This is a genomic window from Shinella fusca (assembly GCF_014203155.1).
GTDB classification, from domain to species: Bacteria; Pseudomonadota; Alphaproteobacteria; order Rhizobiales; family Rhizobiaceae; genus Shinella; species Shinella fusca.
Genome location: NZ_JACHIK010000007.1, coordinates 223,801 through 238,771, shown reverse-complemented (window position 1 = coordinate 238,771; position 14,971 = coordinate 223,801). Strand labels below are relative to the sequence as shown.

The 14,971-nt window shown below is 67.9% G+C and carries 15 protein-coding genes and 1 riboswitch; of the genes, 10 read left to right on the top strand and 5 right to left on the bottom strand.

Features of this window, described 5'->3' with window-relative positions; all coding sequences use genetic code 11:
* Window positions 1-160 precede the first annotated feature (160 nt).
* Together HNQ66_RS12790 and mutM are read right to left on the bottom strand one after the other, a co-directional pair.
* A complete protein-coding gene (locus HNQ66_RS12790; protein ID WP_184144534.1) occupies window positions 161-934 on the bottom strand; it encodes an enoyl-CoA hydratase in 774 nt (257 codons plus the stop codon).
* A 21-nt stretch (window positions 935-955) separates the two neighbouring features.
* Window positions 956-1,846, bottom strand: coding sequence for a bifunctional DNA-formamidopyrimidine glycosylase/DNA-(apurinic or apyrimidinic site) lyase (gene mutM / locus HNQ66_RS12785; protein WP_184144533.1), 891 nt, complete (start codon window positions 1,844-1,846; stop codon window positions 956-958).
* A 176-nt stretch (window positions 1,847-2,022) separates the two neighbouring features.
* Here mutM and ubiE point away from each other — a divergent pair, with 176 nt between their 5' ends.
* The 4 genes from ubiE (at window position 2,023) to coaBC (ending at window position 6,508) form a co-directional block, all read left to right on the top strand.
* Window positions 2,023-2,799, top strand: coding sequence for a bifunctional demethylmenaquinone methyltransferase/2-methoxy-6-polyprenyl-1,4-benzoquinol methylase UbiE (ubiE, locus tag HNQ66_RS12780; RefSeq protein ID WP_184144532.1), 777 nt, complete (start codon window positions 2,023-2,025; stop codon window positions 2,797-2,799).
* Complete coding sequence (ubiB, locus tag HNQ66_RS12775; protein ID WP_184144531.1) at window positions 2,800-4,374, top strand: 2-polyprenylphenol 6-hydroxylase; 1,575 nt, start codon at window positions 2,800-2,802, stop codon at window positions 4,372-4,374.
* A gap of 37 nt (window positions 4,375-4,411) precedes the next feature.
* Window positions 4,412-5,215: an ion channel gene (locus tag HNQ66_RS12770; protein WP_184144530.1), complete on the top strand. Its 804-nt coding sequence runs from the start codon at window positions 4,412-4,414 to the stop codon at window positions 5,213-5,215.
* An 87-nt stretch (window positions 5,216-5,302) separates the two neighbouring features.
* Window positions 5,303-6,508, top strand: a complete 1,206-nt coding sequence (gene coaBC / locus HNQ66_RS12765; RefSeq protein ID WP_184144552.1) for a bifunctional phosphopantothenoylcysteine decarboxylase/phosphopantothenate--cysteine ligase CoaBC — start codon at window positions 5,303-5,305, stop codon at window positions 6,506-6,508.
* Here the strand turns inward: coaBC and HNQ66_RS12760 are convergent.
* Window positions 6,501-7,322, bottom strand: coding sequence for a class II glutamine amidotransferase (locus HNQ66_RS12760; RefSeq protein ID WP_184144529.1), 822 nt, complete (start codon window positions 7,320-7,322; stop codon window positions 6,501-6,503). The genes coaBC and HNQ66_RS12760 overlap by 8 nt on opposite strands.
* A 222-nt stretch (window positions 7,323-7,544) precedes the next feature.
* Here HNQ66_RS12760 and HNQ66_RS12755 point away from each other — a divergent pair, with 222 nt between their 5' ends.
* Together HNQ66_RS12755 and HNQ66_RS12750 are read left to right on the top strand one after the other, a co-directional pair.
* Complete coding sequence (locus HNQ66_RS12755) at window positions 7,545-8,339, top strand: AraC family transcriptional regulator (protein ID WP_184144528.1); 795 nt, start codon at window positions 7,545-7,547, stop codon at window positions 8,337-8,339.
* A gap of 77 nt (window positions 8,340-8,416) precedes the next feature.
* Window positions 8,417-9,028 carry a LysE family translocator gene (locus tag HNQ66_RS12750; RefSeq protein WP_184144527.1) on the top strand — a complete coding sequence of 204 codons (612 nt, stop codon included), beginning with the start codon at window positions 8,417-8,419 and terminating at the stop codon, window positions 9,026-9,028.
* Window positions 9,029-9,031: 3 nt separating this feature from the next.
* Here HNQ66_RS12750 and thiD read toward each other — a convergent pair whose 3' ends face one another.
* Window positions 9,032-9,841: a bifunctional hydroxymethylpyrimidine kinase/phosphomethylpyrimidine kinase gene (thiD, locus tag HNQ66_RS12745; protein ID WP_184144526.1), complete on the bottom strand. Its 810-nt coding sequence runs from the start codon at window positions 9,839-9,841 to the stop codon at window positions 9,032-9,034.
* A gap of 39 nt (window positions 9,842-9,880) precedes the next feature.
* A riboswitch (TPP riboswitch) is annotated at window positions 9,881-9,977 on the bottom strand.
* A gap of 185 nt (window positions 9,978-10,162) precedes the next feature.
* On the bottom strand, window positions 10,163-11,743 hold the full coding sequence (locus HNQ66_RS12740) for a peptide chain release factor 3 (protein ID WP_184144525.1): 1,581 nt from the start codon (window positions 11,741-11,743) through the stop codon (window positions 10,163-10,165).
* A gap of 85 nt (window positions 11,744-11,828) precedes the next feature.
* Here HNQ66_RS12740 and dut point away from each other — a divergent pair, with 85 nt between their 5' ends.
* The 4 genes from dut to cysK all read left to right on the top strand — a co-directional run bounded on the left by dut (window position 11,829) and on the right by cysK (window position 14,931).
* Window positions 11,829-12,293: a dUTP diphosphatase gene (gene dut, locus HNQ66_RS12735; RefSeq protein ID WP_184144551.1), complete on the top strand. Its 465-nt coding sequence runs from the start codon at window positions 11,829-11,831 to the stop codon at window positions 12,291-12,293.
* Between the two features lie 4 nt (window positions 12,294-12,297).
* Window positions 12,298-13,185 carry a GNAT family N-acetyltransferase gene (locus tag HNQ66_RS12730; RefSeq protein WP_184144524.1) on the top strand — a complete coding sequence of 296 codons (888 nt, stop codon included), beginning with the start codon at window positions 12,298-12,300 and terminating at the stop codon, window positions 13,183-13,185.
* Window positions 13,186-13,247: 62 nt separating this feature from the next.
* On the top strand, window positions 13,248-13,865 hold the full coding sequence (locus HNQ66_RS12725; protein WP_184144523.1) for a LysE family translocator: 618 nt from the start codon (window positions 13,248-13,250) through the stop codon (window positions 13,863-13,865).
* A 97-nt stretch (window positions 13,866-13,962) separates the two neighbouring features.
* Window positions 13,963-14,931 (top strand): cysteine synthase A, encoded by a 969-nt coding sequence (cysK, locus tag HNQ66_RS12720; RefSeq protein ID WP_184144522.1) that lies wholly within the window; start codon window positions 13,963-13,965, stop codon window positions 14,929-14,931.
* Window positions 14,932-14,971: the final 40 nt, after the last annotated feature.

The window sequence follows — 14,971 nt, the reverse complement described above, 5'->3', positions numbered from 1 at the left end:
CAATCATGCGAAAACTCATCGTCCTCGCCAATGCACTGCTCAGCAAAGGCAGAAAATGGGTCCCATCCCTACCTTGACCAACACGGATACTCTAGCATCTTCGTTTTCGCATGTTGTTATCGCAAGACCGCTTCACACTTTTGCGCAACATGCGCCTGCCTCAACGGTTACGGAAAGCCGGCTTGCGCTTCTCGATGAAGGCCGCCATGCCCTCCTTCTGGTCCTCGGTCGCAAAGAGCGCATGGAACAGCCGGCGCTCGGCGCGCATGCCTTCCGACAGCACCGTCTCGTGGGCGCGGGCGACCGCTTCCTTCGCCATCATGGTGGCGGGCAGCGAGTAGCCGGCGATCTTCTCCGCTGCCGCCAGCGCCTCCTCCATCAGTTTCTCCGGCGCGACGACCCGGGCGACGAGGCCCGAGCGCTCGGCCTCGGCCGCATCCATCATGCGGCCGGTGAGCACGAGGTCCATGGCCTTGGCCTTGCCGACGGCGCGGGTCAGGCGCTGCGTGCCGCCCATGCCGGGCAGGATGCCGAGCGTGATTTCCGGCTGGCCGAACTTCGCCGTCTCGGAAGCGATGATGAAGTCGCACATCATGGCAAGCTCGCAGCCCCCGCCGAGCGCAAAGCCGCTGACGGCCGCGATCATCGGTTTGCGGAAGGCCGCGACCTCGTCCCAGCCGGCGGCAAGGTCCTCGACAACAGCCTCGGCGAAGCCGTAGGGCTGCATCTCCTTGATGTCCGCGCCGGCCGCGAAGGCCTTTTCAGAGCCCGTGACGACGACCGCGCCGATGCCGGCATCGGCCGCGAAGCCGGCAAGCACAGCCTTCAACTCGTCGAGCAACCGGCGGTTCAGGGCGTTCAGCGCCTGCGGCCGGTTGAGCGCGACAAGGCCGACGCGCCCGCGCGTCTCCACCAGCAGGGTTTCATAGGCCATTCTTCTCTCTCCTCTGTTCTCTTACTTCTGGCAGGCGGCGCAATAGAAGGTCGAGCGGCCGCCCTGCACGATGCGGCCGATCGTGCCCGTGCAGCCGGGCGTGCGGCAAGCCTCCTTCTCGCGGTCGTAGACGGAGAAGGAATGCTGGAAATAGCCGAGCGAGCCGTCTGCGCGGATATGGTCGCGCAGCGTCGAGCCGCCGGCGGCGATGGCATCCGCGATCACCTCGCGGATCGCCCCGGTGAGCGTCACGAGCTCCTTCTTCGGCCTGCCCGCCGCCGTCACCAGCGTGCCGGCCAGACGCTCGGGCGAAAGATGGGCACGCCACAGCGCCTCGCAGACATAGATATTGCCGAGGCCAGCAATGTTCTTCTGGTCGAGGAGCGCCGCCTTCAGCGGCGTCTGGCGGCCGCGGAACTTCGCCGCGACGTAGTCGGCATCGAGCGCGTTGCCGGTCGGCTCGGCGCCGAGATCGCGGAAGAAGGCATGGCCGGCGATATCCTCGCGGCGGGCGATATCCATGAAGCCGAAACGACGTGGGTCGTTGTAGACGACGCGGCGCTCGCCATCCGCGGTCTCCAGGTGGAAGACGACGTGGTCGTGGCGCGCGTCCTTGCCGCGCGGCCGGTGGAAGTCGCCGGGCGTCTCGCCGGCATCCGCGCCCTCCACCCGGAAGGAGCCGGACATGCCGAGATGGGCGATCACCACATCGCCGCCGTCGAGATCGATCAGGAGGTATTTCGCGCGCCGGCCGAGGGAAAGGACCCGCCTGCCCTCCAGCGCCCCGGCAAAACCGGACGGAAAGGGAAAGCGCAGGTCCGGGCGGCGCAGCTCCGCCCGGCGGATCAGCGAACCCTCCATGACGGGCGCGAGGCCGCGCCTCACCGTCTCCACTTCCGGCAATTCCGGCATGTCGTTCTCCTTGAAGGGGATTTAACCTTTGGGCGCATTTGCCGCGCCCGGGCATTTCCCTCTCGGCAATCTATGTCCTATATACGCGGCGAAGCGTTCAGATAGCGCGCCAGACGGCAATTCGCTATGGTCTTTGCGGCAATCCGGCTGCGACAGACAGGCCCACGGAGACGACGATGACGGAACAGCGCACATCCGCAGACGGCGGGATGGAGACCTCCTACGGCTTCCGCGAGGTGCGGCAGGGCGAGAAGCAGGCGCTCGTCAACGACGTGTTCCACAAGGTCGCCAAGCGCTACGACATCATGAACGACGTCATGTCCGCCGGCCTGCACCGGGCCTGGAAGGACGCGATGATCGCCAGCCTCAACCCGCGCAAGGACCCGTCCTACAAGGTGCTGGACGTTGCCGGCGGCACGGGTGACATCGCCTTCCGCATCGTCGAGGCCTCCGGCCGGCTGGCGCACGCCACCGTCCTCGACATCAACGGCTCGATGCTCTCCGTCGGCGCCGACCGGGCTGCCAGGAAGGGCCTTTCCGCCAATCTCGACTTCGTCGAGGCCAATGCCGAGGAACTGCCCTTCGAAGCGAACAGCTTCGACGCCTACACGATCGCCTTCGGCATCCGCAACGTGCCGCGCATCGATGTGGCGCTGTCGGAAGCCTACCGGGTCCTGAAGCGCGGCGGGCGCCTCCTCGTGCTGGAATTCTCCGAGGTGGAGATGCCGCTGCTCGACAGGTTCTACGACGCCTGGTCGTTCAAGGCGATCCCGCAGTTCGGCAAGATGATCACGGGCGATGCCGAGCCTTACCAGTATCTCGTGGAATCGATCCGCAAGTTCCCGGGCCAGGAGGACTTCGCCGCGATGATCCGCAAGGCCGGCTTCTCGCGCGTCACCTACACCAACTACACCGGCGGCATCGCAGCGCTGCATTCCGGCTGGAAGCTCTGAATGAGCGTCATCGGCGCCTATTTTCGCCTCGCCCGCGTGGGCTGGGTCCTCATGCGCGAGGGCGTCGTCTCGGCGCTGCCGGCTGACGGCATGCCGCCGCTCGCTCGCACGGGCAAGGCCATTGCCGGCCTCTTCGAGCGCCGCAAGGCCGCCCGGGTCGGGCGCGGCGACAACCTTGCCCGCGCCATCGAGCGCCTCGGCCCCTCCTATGTGAAGATGGGCCAGTTCCTGGCGACCCGACCCGACGTCGTCGGCGCGGAGATCGCCGTCGAGCTTTCGGCCTTGCAGGACCGCATGGCGACCTTCCCGAAGGAGGCCGCGGTGGCGACGGTGGAAGGCTCGCTCGGCCGTCCGCTCGCGGACCTCTACGCCACATTCGACGACCCGATCGCCGCCGCCTCCATCGCGCAGGTCCATCCGGCCACCGTGCGCAAGGCCGATGGCGAACAGCGCGTCGCCGTCAAGGTCATCCGCCCCGGCGTGCGCCAGCGCTTCGGCCACGACCTCGAGGCCATGTATGCGGCCGCGCGCCTGCAGGAGAAGATCCTGCCCAACACCCGCCGGCTGAAGCCGGTGGAGGTGACGCGCACGCTGGAGCAGACGACGAAGGTGGAGATGGACCTGCGGCTGGAGGCCGCCGCCCTTTCCGAACTCGGCGAGAACACGAAGGACGACCCCGGCTTCCGCGTGCCGACGGTCGACTGGGAGCGCACGGGCCGAGACGTCGTCACCATGGAATGGATCGACGGCATCAAGATGTCGGACGTGGACGGCCTTCGCGCCGCCGGCCACGACCTCGACCGCCTCGCCGACACGCTGATCCAGTCGTTCCTGCGCCACACGCTGCGCGACGGCTTCTTCCATGCCGACATGCACCAGGGCAACCTCTTCGTCGATCCCGCGGGCGTCATCGTCGCGGTCGACATGGGCATCGTCGGAAGGCTCGGCAAGAAGGAGCGCCGCTTCCTTGCCGAGATCCTCTACGGCTTCATCACCCGCGACTACCAGCGCGTGGCGGACGTGCATTTCGAGGCCGGCTACGTGCCTTCGCACCATGACACGGCGAGCTTCGCCCAGGCGATCCGCGCCATCGGCGAGCCGATCCACGGCCAGCCGGCCGAGACGATCTCCATGGCCAAGCTGCTCACCCTGCTCTTCGAGGTGACGGAGCTCTTCGACATGGAGACGCGCACCGAGCTCGTCATGCTGCAGAAGACCATGGTGGTGGTGGAGGGCGTCGCCCGCACGCTGAACCCGCGCTTCAACATGTGGAAGGCTTCCGAGGGCGTGGTCGGCGACTGGATCCGCGACAATCTCGGCCCCAAGCGCCTTCTTGCAGACCTTCGCGACGGCGCGCATGCCGCCCTCAGGCTGGCGGAGGCCGCCCCGGAGATCGCCGCCAAGGCGGAAAAGTTCTCGCAGGACCTCACCGCCATGGCCGAGAAGGGCCTTCGCTTCGACGCCGAGACGGCGGAAGCGATCGGCCGTTCCGAGGCGCGCCACAGCCGTTCGGGCCGCCTTGCGCTCTGGGTCATCGCGGCGGTGCTGGTCTACATCGCCTGGAAGCTCACCTGAGCTTGACCGGCGCCTTCCCGGCGCTAGTCTCCCCGTCATGACCGACACGCAGCCGAGCGACACCGAACCGCAAACCACCCTCGAACGGCTGCGCCGGCAATTGCGCGGGCTCTATTTCGGCCGCGACCGGCAGGCGATCCGCTTCCAGGTGGCGCTGCTGCTGGTCGATGTTGCGATCCTCGCCTTCTTCATCACGGGGCCTTACCTGCGCGCGGGCTCGGCCTATGTGGCGGTCGATCTCGCCATCGCTGCCGTCATCGCCTTCGAGCTTGCCGCGCGGGCACTGATCGCGCCGAACCTGCGCTACTGGCTGATGCGGCCGATGACCTGGGTGGACCTCGTCATCCTCGCCACGCTGCTCGTGCCGAGCCACCTGCACAATTTCGCGTTCCTCCGGGTGCTGCGCATCTGGGCGATCAGCCAGAGCAAGCTCGTTACCCTGATGCTCTACCGCACCGGCAACGGCGACAAGGAAGACATCATCGAGGCCTGCGCGAATTTCCTCGTCTTCCTCTTCCTCGTCACCGGCTTCGTCTACAGCAACTTCTTCTACGGCGCGGACGGCTTTGCCGGCTTCGTCGACGCGCTCTATTTCTCCGTCGCCACCGTCACGACCACCGGCTTCGGCGACGTCATCCTGCCCGGAACGCTGGGCAAGCTCACCTCCATCGTCACCATGATCATCGGCATCTCGCTCTTCGTGCGGCTCGCACAGGCGATCGTGCGGCCCTACAAGGTGACCTTCCCCTGCCCGCAATGCGGCCTGTCGCGCCACGAGGCGGACGCGGTGCATTGCAAGGCCTGCGGCCATGTGCTGAACATTCCCGACGAGGGCGCCTGAGCGCTTCCGCCCGAAACGGCTTGGAAAAGCCTTTTCAAAGGGATAGGAGGAAAGAGCACCATGCGCCTCACGAGCCCGGGACCCGCCATGCCGCTTGCAGGAAAACGCATCCTCCTCGTCATCTCCGGCGGCATCGCCGCCTACAAGAGCCTCGACCTCATCCGGCGCCTGCGCGAGCGCGGCGCGGAGGTGCGGCCGGTCATGACCGCCGGGGCGCAGGAATTCGTGACGCCGCTCGCCGTCGGCGCGCTTTCCTCCGGCCATGTCTATACGGACCTCTTTTCCCGCGAGGACGAGCAGGATGTCGGCCATATCCGGCTGGCGCGCGACTGCGACCTCGTCCTCGTCGCACCCGCCACCGCCGACCTGATGGCGAAGATGGCGAACGGCCTTGCCGGCGATCTCGCCTCCGCCGTCCTCATCGCCACCGACCGGCCGGTCCTGCTCGCGCCCGCCATGAACCCGAAGATGTGGGCCAATCCCGCGACTCGCCGCAATGTCGAGACGCTTCGCGCCGACGGCCATGCCTTCATCGGCCCCAATGCCGGCGAGATGGCCGAGGGCGGCGAAGCGGGCCTCGGCCGCATGGCCGAGCCGCTGGAGATCGTGGCCGCCGTGGAACGCCTGATCGATGGCGGTGCGAAGCCGCTTGCCGGACGCAGGGCCGTCGTCACCTCCGGTCCGACGCACGAGCCGATCGATCCGGTGCGCTATATCGCCAACCGTTCCTCCGGCCGGCAGGGCCATGCCATTGCCGCGGCGCTTACCCGGCTCGGGGCGGACGTCACGCTCGTTTCCGGTCCCGTCACCCTCCCCGACCCGCCGGGCGTGAACGTGGTCAGGGTGGAACGGGCCGAGGAAATGCTTCAGGCCGTGCTCTCCGCACTGCCGGCCGATATCGCCGTGATGGTCGCCGCCGTCGCCGACTGGCGCGCGGCGGCGCCGAATGCGGAGAAGATCAAGAAGCAGCCGGGCGAAGGCCCGCCGCCGCTGATGCTGACGGAGAACCCGGATATCCTGAAGACCGTCGGCCACCATGCGGACCGCCCGAAGATCGTCGTCGGCTTCGCCGCCGAAACGCAGGACGTCGAGAAGAACGGCCGGGTGAAGCTGAAGAAGAAGGGCGCAGACCTCATCGTCGCCAACGACGTCTCGCCGGAAACCGGCATCATGGGCGGCACGCGCAACAGCGTGAAGCTGATCACCGAGGCCGGCATTACGGCTTGGCCGGACCTTTCCAAGGACGAGGTCGCCGGGCGCCTTGCCGGCTGGATCGCCGAGCGGCTTACCTGACGAGGGCGAGTTTCGCTTCCATTCCGCCCGCCGGACGGCCGGCGGGCGAGAAGATGCGCACGTCGACGCCGTTTTCCCCGAGCACGACGGCGCTGCCGTCCGGGATCTCCACCCAGGCTTCCACCTCGTCGTTCAGCGGCTCGGACACGAGGCAGTAGCCGCCGGTCTCGCCCATCGGCGCGGCATAGAGCGTGGGCGCGGCGAAGTCCGTCGCATAGCGCACGGCATAAAGCTGCCGGCCGTCGGAGAAGGCCGCCGTGAAGCGCACGAGCACGCGGCGCTCCAGATGCGCGGCGAGCCGCTCGACGAAGGCGATCGTCTCGGCCATCGCGCCGAGCGGATCGCGCTCCAGGCCGAATTGCAGGGCGAGCAGGAACAGGAGTTCGGAATCCGTCGAGCCGGTGCGGGAATTGTAGAGGTCGTTGTCGAGCATGGTTTCGAGCGGCCGGCGCAGGTGCTCGAAATCGGCGATCTGGCCGTTGTGCATGAAAGACCAGACGCCGTGGACGAAGGGATGGCAATTGTCGCGCCGCGTGCCGCCGCCCGTCGCCGCGCGCACATGGGCAAGGAAGAGCGGCGAGCGGACCTGCCGGGCGATGCTCCTGAGATTGCAATCGGACCAGGCCGGCAGGATGTCGCGGTAAAGGCCGGGCTCCGGCCTTTCGCCGTACCAGGCGACACCGAAGCCGTCGCCGTTCGTCGCCGTCTTGGCGCGGGTGGCGCAATGGGACTGCTCGATCAGCGAATGGGCGGGCGACGACACCAGTTCCTCGAGATAAAGCGGTTCCCCGCGATAGGCTGCCCAACGGCACATGACGCACTTCCCGCTTCAAAGGACCGGCGCGAACCGGCGTTAAACCCGACGCATTAACCATGGCACTGCCCGGATTTTCAACGCAAATGGGTAAAAATGCGTTAACGAATGTAAACGGGACGAAACCATGCGTGTCATTATGGAGCGCGCGGCGCGGCGCGCCGTTTCCCATGGAACAGATGCGGCATTGACGCCGCCGTGCGGATGCCGAAAGATCGCGCCATGGCGAACGGGCACTTCCGGATTCTCAAGACGCAGGTCGACGGCATCGAGGCGGTCTTCGCCGACAGCCGGCTGAGCTTCACGCGCCATACGCACGAGACCTTCGGCATCGGCCTCATCGAGCGCGGCGCGCAGAAATCGGCGAGCGGGCGCGGCCTCGTCGAGGCGGAGGCCGGCGACGCGATCACCGTCAATCCCGGCGAGGTGCATGACGGCGCGCCGCTCGGCGACGGGCCGCGCGCCTGGCGCATGCTCTACCTGCGGCCGGATCTCGTCGGGACAGCCGCCGCCGATATTTTCGAGGGGCGGCCGCGCGAGGAATTTTACGCGCCGGTGCTGGCGGATGCGCGCATCGCCCGCCTCGTCTCGGCAAGCCTTGCCGCGCTGCTCTCGGGCGATGCCGCGCCCCTTGCCGGCGAAGAACGGCTTCTCCTGCTGCTCGCCGCCGTTCTGAGGGAGCGGGCGCCGCCGCGGGAAGCGGCAGCGACGATCGCCCGCGCCTGCGAGAGGATCGACACGGACCCGGCTGCGGCGGTGACACTTCATGACCTTGCCGACGCGTGCGGCATCGGCCGTTTCCGCCTGCTGCGCGATTTCGTCCGCCTCACCGGCCTGACGCCGCATGCCTACCAGCTCCAGCGCCGCACCGACCTTGCCCGGCGAATGATCGCCGCCGGCACGCCGCTCGCCGAGGCGGCCATGGCGGCGGGCTTTGCCGACCAGAGCCACATGACGCGCAATTTCACGCGCCGCTACGGCTATACGCCCGGCGCCTATCTTTCCGCCCTCGCCTGATCTTCCCGCAATTTCGTTCAAGACCGGCGACGGCCTTCCGGTGTTCCCTGCCGCTTTCTCCAGCCACGGGAACTCCCATGACCACCGAATTCCTCATCACCTCGCTCGTCGTCATCCTCCTGCCGGGCACGGGCGTGCTCTATACGCTGGCGCTCGGCATGGGCGGCGGCTTCCGCGACGGCCTGCTTGCCGCCTTCGGCTGCACGCTCGGCATCGTGCCGCATATCCTTGCCAGCGTCGCCGGCCTTGCCGCGCTGCTCCACGCGAGCGCGCTCGCCTTCGAGACGCTGCGCTATCTCGGCGTCGCTTATCTCCTTTTCATCGCATGGAGCCTGCTGCGGCAGGGCGAGGCGCTGGATCTCGGGCCTGCGCAGCCGGCGGGACGCGCCTTCTCCATCCTGCGCAAGGGTATCCTCACCAATATCCTCAACCCGAAGCTCTCGCTGTTCTTCCTCGCCTTCCTGCCGCAATTCGTGCCGGCGCAGGCACCCGACGCGACGGTGCGGATGCTCTTCCTCGGCGGCGTCTTCATGGCGCTGACCTTCCTCGTCTTCGCGCTCTATGCCGCGCTTGCCGCGGGGCTGCGCCGGCAGGTGCTGGGCCGGCCGAAGGTCATGCTGTGGACCCAGCGCAGCTTTGCCGCCGCCCTCGGCCTGATGGGCCTGCGGCTGGCGCTCGCCGACCGCTGACGCCTATCGCCAGAGCGCATGGAAATGGTGCAGCGGGCCGTGGCCGGAGCCGACGGAAAGCGCATCCGCCCCGCGCACCGCACCGGCGACGAAGCGCTTGGCCGCCGCCACGGCCTCGGCAAGCGGCCGCCCCTTGCCGAGTTCCGCCGCAAGGGCGCTCGACAGAGAGCAGCCGGTGCCGTGCGTGTTGCGCGTCGGCACCCGCACGCCTTCGAGCCAGCGCACGCCCTCCGCCGTCGCCAGCACATCCGGGCTCTCAGTGCCCGGCAGGTGCCCCCCCTTGAGCAGAACCGCCTTCGGGCCGAGCGCGAGCAGGCGCCGCGCCTGATCCTCCATGCCGGCCCGGTCCGCGGCTTCCGCCTCTCCGAGGAGGGAAGCGGCTTCCGGCAGGTTGGGCGTCAGTACGCTCGCAAGCGGCAGCAGCCGGCGCGTCAGCACCGAGACGGCCTCCGCCGCCAGCAGCGGGGAGCCGCCCTTGGCGATCATCACCGGATCGAGCACGACGGGAACAGCGCCGTGCGGCGCGAGCGCATCCGCCACGGCTTCGGCGATCTCCGCCGAGGCGATCATGCCGATCTTCACCGCATCGACGCGGATATCGCGGAAAACATCGGCGACCTGCGCCGTAACGAAGGCGGGCGGCACGGGATGGACGGCGGAGACGCCTTGCGTGTTCTGCGCCGTCAGCGCCGTCAGCGCAGCCATGCCGTAGGTGCCGCAGGCCGCGAAGGCCTTGAGATCGGCCTGGATGCCGGCGCCGCCGGACGGATCGGACCCCGCGATGGAAAGGATGTTGGCAATCGTCTCGGCCATAGCGCCTCCTTCTAGCGGAGGCGGCCTTCGGGCGGCGGGAAACGGCACCCTGCGACTCCCTCCGCCGGCATGATCCGGTTCAGGTTCAAAGGGTGCTTCTCAGCCCGCCTGACGGCGGACGCCCCTGTCCGGGGAGGGTTGTCGCAGATGCGGGCGCTAGTGTCACGGGATTTTAAAGACCCTCTCTGCCTGCCGGCATCTCCCCCACAAGGGGCGAGAAAGGCTGGCAGCACGCTTTTCCCTCGAAATTTTTCGCCGAGGGTGCCACGAGTTAAGTCCCTCCCCCTTGTGGGGAGGGATTAGGGAGGGGTCTTCGCCGCCTCATGCCTTGCTGACGTGATACTCCTTGATGGCCACCATCTTGATCGCCGGGTAGCGTTCCGCCTCGTAGCGCAGCGAGAAGGAATCCTGCGCGAGGAAGACCGGGTCGCCGTCGAGGTCGCGGGCGATGTCGCCGCGGCGCTGGGTGACGAACTTGTCGAGTTCGGCCGCGCTGTCGGAGGAGATCCAGCGGCAGACGGAAAAACGCGACATCTCGAAGGAGACCGGCAGGCCGTATTCCGCCGAAAGCCGCTCCTTCAGCACGTCGAGCTGCAGCGCGCCGACGACGCCGACGATGGCGGGCGAGCCGTCCTCCGGCGAGAAGAGCTGCACGACGCCCTCCTCCGCCATCTGCTGGAGCGCCTCCTTCAGCTTCTTGGCCTTCATGGCGTCTTCCAGCCGCACGCGGCGCAGGATTTCCGGCGCGAAGTTGGGCACGCCCTCGAAGACCAGCGCCTCGCCTTCCGTCAGCGTATCGCCGATGCGGAGCGTGCCGTGGTTGGGAATGCCCACGACGTCGCCGGCATAGGCCGTATCGGCAAGCTGGCGCTGCGAGGCGAAGAAGAACTGCGGCGCGGAAAGGCCGATCGTCTTGCCCGTTCGGGCAAGGCGCACCTTCATGCCGCGCTCCAGCATGCCGGAGCAGACGCGGGCAAAGGCGATGCGGTCGCGGTGGTTCGGGTCCATGTTGGCCTGGATCTTGAAGACGAAGGCCGTCATCCTGTCTTCCGCCGCATGGACCTTGCGCACGTCCGCCACCTGGTCGCGCGGCGGCGGCGCGAAGGCGCCGAGCGCATTGATGAGGTCGCGCACGCCGAAGTTACGGAGCGCCGAGCCGAAGAACACCGGCGTCAGGTGGCCTTCGAGGAAGGCTTCGCGGTCGAACGGGCGGCAGGCTTCGCGCGCCAGTTCCATCTCCTCGATGAAGGCCTCGCGCTCGTTTTCCGGCAGGTGCTTGGCGACCTCGGCGGCATCGTCCATCCTCGTCGGCTGGACCTGCGTGTCCGAGCCGCGGAAGGTGCGGTCGGCAAGGTGATAGGAGCCGCAGAAGGTCTTGGAACGGCCAACCGGCCAAGTGACCGGGGCCGTATCGAGCGCCAGCTTCTCCTCCACCTCGTCGAGGATCTCGAACGGGTCGCGGCTCTCGCGGTCCATCTTGTTGACGAAGGTGATGATCGGAATGTCGCGCAGGCGGCAGACCTCGAAGAGCTTCAGCGTGCGCGGCTCGATGCCCTTGGCCGCGTCGATGACCATGACGGCCGCGTCCACCGCCGTCAGCGTGCGGTAGGTGTCGTCGGCGAAGTCCTCGTGGCCGGGCGTATCGAGGATGTTGAAGACGTTGCCGTCATATTCGAAGGTCATGACGGAAGTGACGACCGAGATGCCGCGCTCGCGCTCGATCTTCATCCAGTCCGAGCGGGTCTGGATGCGGTCCTTCTTCGCCTTGACCTCGCCGGCGAGCTGGATGGCGCCGCCGAAGAGAAGGAGCTTTTCCGTGAGGGTGGTTTTACCGGCGTCCGGGTGCGCGATGATCGCGAAGGTGCGGCGGCGGGAGACCGCCTCGGCAAGGGTTTCGGCCATGTTCAAGCAATATCCTGTGAGTTGCCGCGTCTTTACAGGCTCCGCCCGGAAAGTGCAATTGACGCGCACGCCCGCCCGCCGGCTTATGAGCCGCATGCAGACAAAGCCCGCCCTCCTTCTCATCCGCCTGCCGCACGGCGCGGATATCGCGCTTCCCGCCTACGAGAGCGAAGGCGCGGCCGGCATGGACCTGCGCGCCGCCGTCGAGGCGCCGATGGTGCTGGAGCCGGGCAAGCGCGCGCTGGTGCCGACCGGCTTCGTCTTCGAGATCCCGCACGGCTACGAGGGACAGGTGCGCCCGCGCTCCGGCCTTGCCTTCAAGCACGGCATCACCTGCCTCAACACGCCCGGCACCGTCGACAGCGACTATCGCGGCGAGGTGAAGGTGCTGCTCGTCAATCTCGGCGAGGAGGCGTTCACCGTCGAACGCGGCATGCGCATCGCCCAGATGGTGATCGCCCCCGTGACGCAGGTGGCGGTGAACGAGACGGCGCAGGCGAGCGAGACGGCGCGCGGGGCCGGCGGCTTCGGCTCCACCGGCGTGCGCTGAGGCCATGCCCGGCCGAACCCGCCTCACCTTCCGGCAGGACTATTTCGGCGGCACGGCCGCCTGGCTTGCGCTTGCGGCCCTGCTCGAAGACACCTTCGGCATCGACGTGACGATCCTCGACCGGCTCGGCGGGCCGGATCCGTCGAGCGTTCCCTTCGCCTTCTTCGATGCGGCCGGCGCCTGCATCGCCAATATCACCGCCTTCTCGCTGCCGCTCGTCGTGGACGGCGTCTTCGTGCGCGCCGCCGGCCTGCAATCGGGCGCGGTGCGGCCGGATTTTCGCGGGCGCGGCCTCTACCGCGCCGTCATGCAGGCGGCGCTCGACCATTGCGATGGCGAGGGCTTCGAGGCAGTCGTGCTCCTCACCGACACGCCGGAGCTCTACCGGCGCTACGGCTTTTGCCCGATGGCGCTGCATCGCTTTGTCGGGCCCATGCCTGCCCAAGGAAAGGCCGGCCCGGTGCGGCGGCTGGATATGGCGAGCGAGGCCGATGTCACGGTGCTCGCCCGCCTGCTGGAGGGCCGGCGGCCCGTCTCGGACCGGTTCGCGCCGCTGCGGCAGAAGGAGATGTTCCTTTTCAATGCGGCGCTCGATACGGAGCTGCGGCTCGACCTGATGGAAGAGGACAACGCCGTCATAGCCTGGCGGCGTGAGGAAGACGGCAGCTTCGGCCTCGTCGACATCGTCGGTGCGCACATTCCCCGCCTTGCGGATATCCTCGCGAGCCTGCGGGTGACGCCGTCGCATGTCACCGTGCATTTCGCGCCGGATCATCTCGGCTGGGAGGCGCGCGCGGTGCCGCAAACGGGAGACCTCGTGCTGATGCTGCGCGCGGCGGAAGACCTTCGGCCGGCGCTGCCCTTCGGCCTGCCGCCGACGGCGGAGTTCTGACCCGGCCCGCTCATTGCGGCGGGCCTACAGGCGCGATAAAAGACGACCCGAAGGAGCCTTCCATGACCCTTGCCGTTCTTTTCGCCTATTGCGGCGCGCTGTTCATCGCCGCCGTCATTCCCGGCCCCGGCATCACGGCGATCGTCGCCCGCGCGCTCGGCTCCGGCTTCCGGCCGACCTTCTTCATGGGGCTCGGCCTCATCCTCGGCGACATGCTCTATCTCACCGCGGTCATCCTCGGCCTTGCCTTCATCGCGCAGACCTTCACCACGGCCTTCCTTCTCATCAAGATCGCCGGTGCGCTCTATCTCGGCTATATCGCCTGGAAGCTCTGGACGACCGGCCTGCTGCCCCAGAACATCGAGGCGAAGGGCTCGACGAGCCTTGCCATGTCCTTCCTCTCCGGCCTCTTCGTGACGCTCGGCAATCCCAAGACCATGCTCTTCTACGTGGCGCTGGTGCCGACGCTGGTCGATCTCAATGCGGTCGGGCTCAGGGACTACGGCGTGCTGCTGGCCGCGACCTTCATCGTGCTCCTCGCCGTGCTGGTGCCCTATATCGCGCTTGCCTCGCGGGCGCGGCTCCTCATGCGCCAGCCGAAGGCGCTGCGGCGGCTGAACCGGCTCGCGGCCGGGGTCCTTGCCGGCACGGCTGCCTATATCGCGACGCGCGCGGCATAGGCGGCGCGTCGCCTGCGGCTTTTTGCCGGACGAATCCGGACTCGCCCAAGGCCGCATTCCCTCCTATGGTCTTGCCGGAAGAACCGAGGAGTAATCGATGACCGATACACGAAAGCCCGGCCGCGGCCGCGTCTATGCCTCCATCACCGAGACCGTCGGCAACACGCCGCTCGTCCGGCTCGACAAATTCGCGAAGGAAAAGGGCGTCGTGGCGACCCTGCTCGCCAAGCTTGAATTCTTCAATCCCATCGCCTCCGTGAAGGACCGCATCGGCGTGGCGATGATCGAGTGGCTGGAAGCCCAGGGCAAGATCACGCCCGGCAAGTCGACCCTCGTCGAGCCGACCTCCGGCAACACCGGCATCGCGCTCGCCTTCGCCGCGGCGGCCAAGGGCTACCGCCTCATCCTCACCATGCCGGAGACCATGTCGGTCGAGCGGCGCAAGATGCTGCTGCTGCTCGGCGCCGAGCTGGTGCTGACCGAGGGGCCGAAGGGCATGAAGGGCGCCATCGCCAAGGCCGAAGAGCTGGCCGCCGCCATCCCGGACGCCGTCATTCCCCAGCAGTTCGAGAACCCGGCCAACCCCGACATCCACCGCCGCACGACGGCCGAGGAGATCTGGAACGACACGGAGGGCGCTGCCGACATCCTCGTCTCCGGCATCGGCACCGGCGGCACGATCACCGGCGCCGGCCAGGTGCTGAAGGCCAGGAAGCCCGGCTTCAAGGTCGTCGCCGTCGAGCCGGCGGACAGCCCGATCCTTTCCGGCGGCGCGCCCGGCCCGCACAAGATCCAGGGCCTCGGCGCGGGTTTTGCGCCCGCCGTCCTCGACACGGGCGTCTATGACGAGGTCGTCACCGTCACCAACGACGAAGCCTTCGAGAATGCCCGCCTCGTGGCGCGCCTCGAGGGCGTGCCGGTCGGCATCTCCTCCGGCGCGGCGCTCGCCGCCGCCGCCAAGGTGGGCAGCCGGCCGGAAAACGCCGGCAAGACCATCGTCGTCATCATCCCCTCCTTCGCCGAGCGCTACCTTTCGACCGCGCTCTTCGAAGGCCTCGGGGGCTGAGAGGACGCCCGCCGCGCCATGGGTGCGGCGGGCCTGCCTG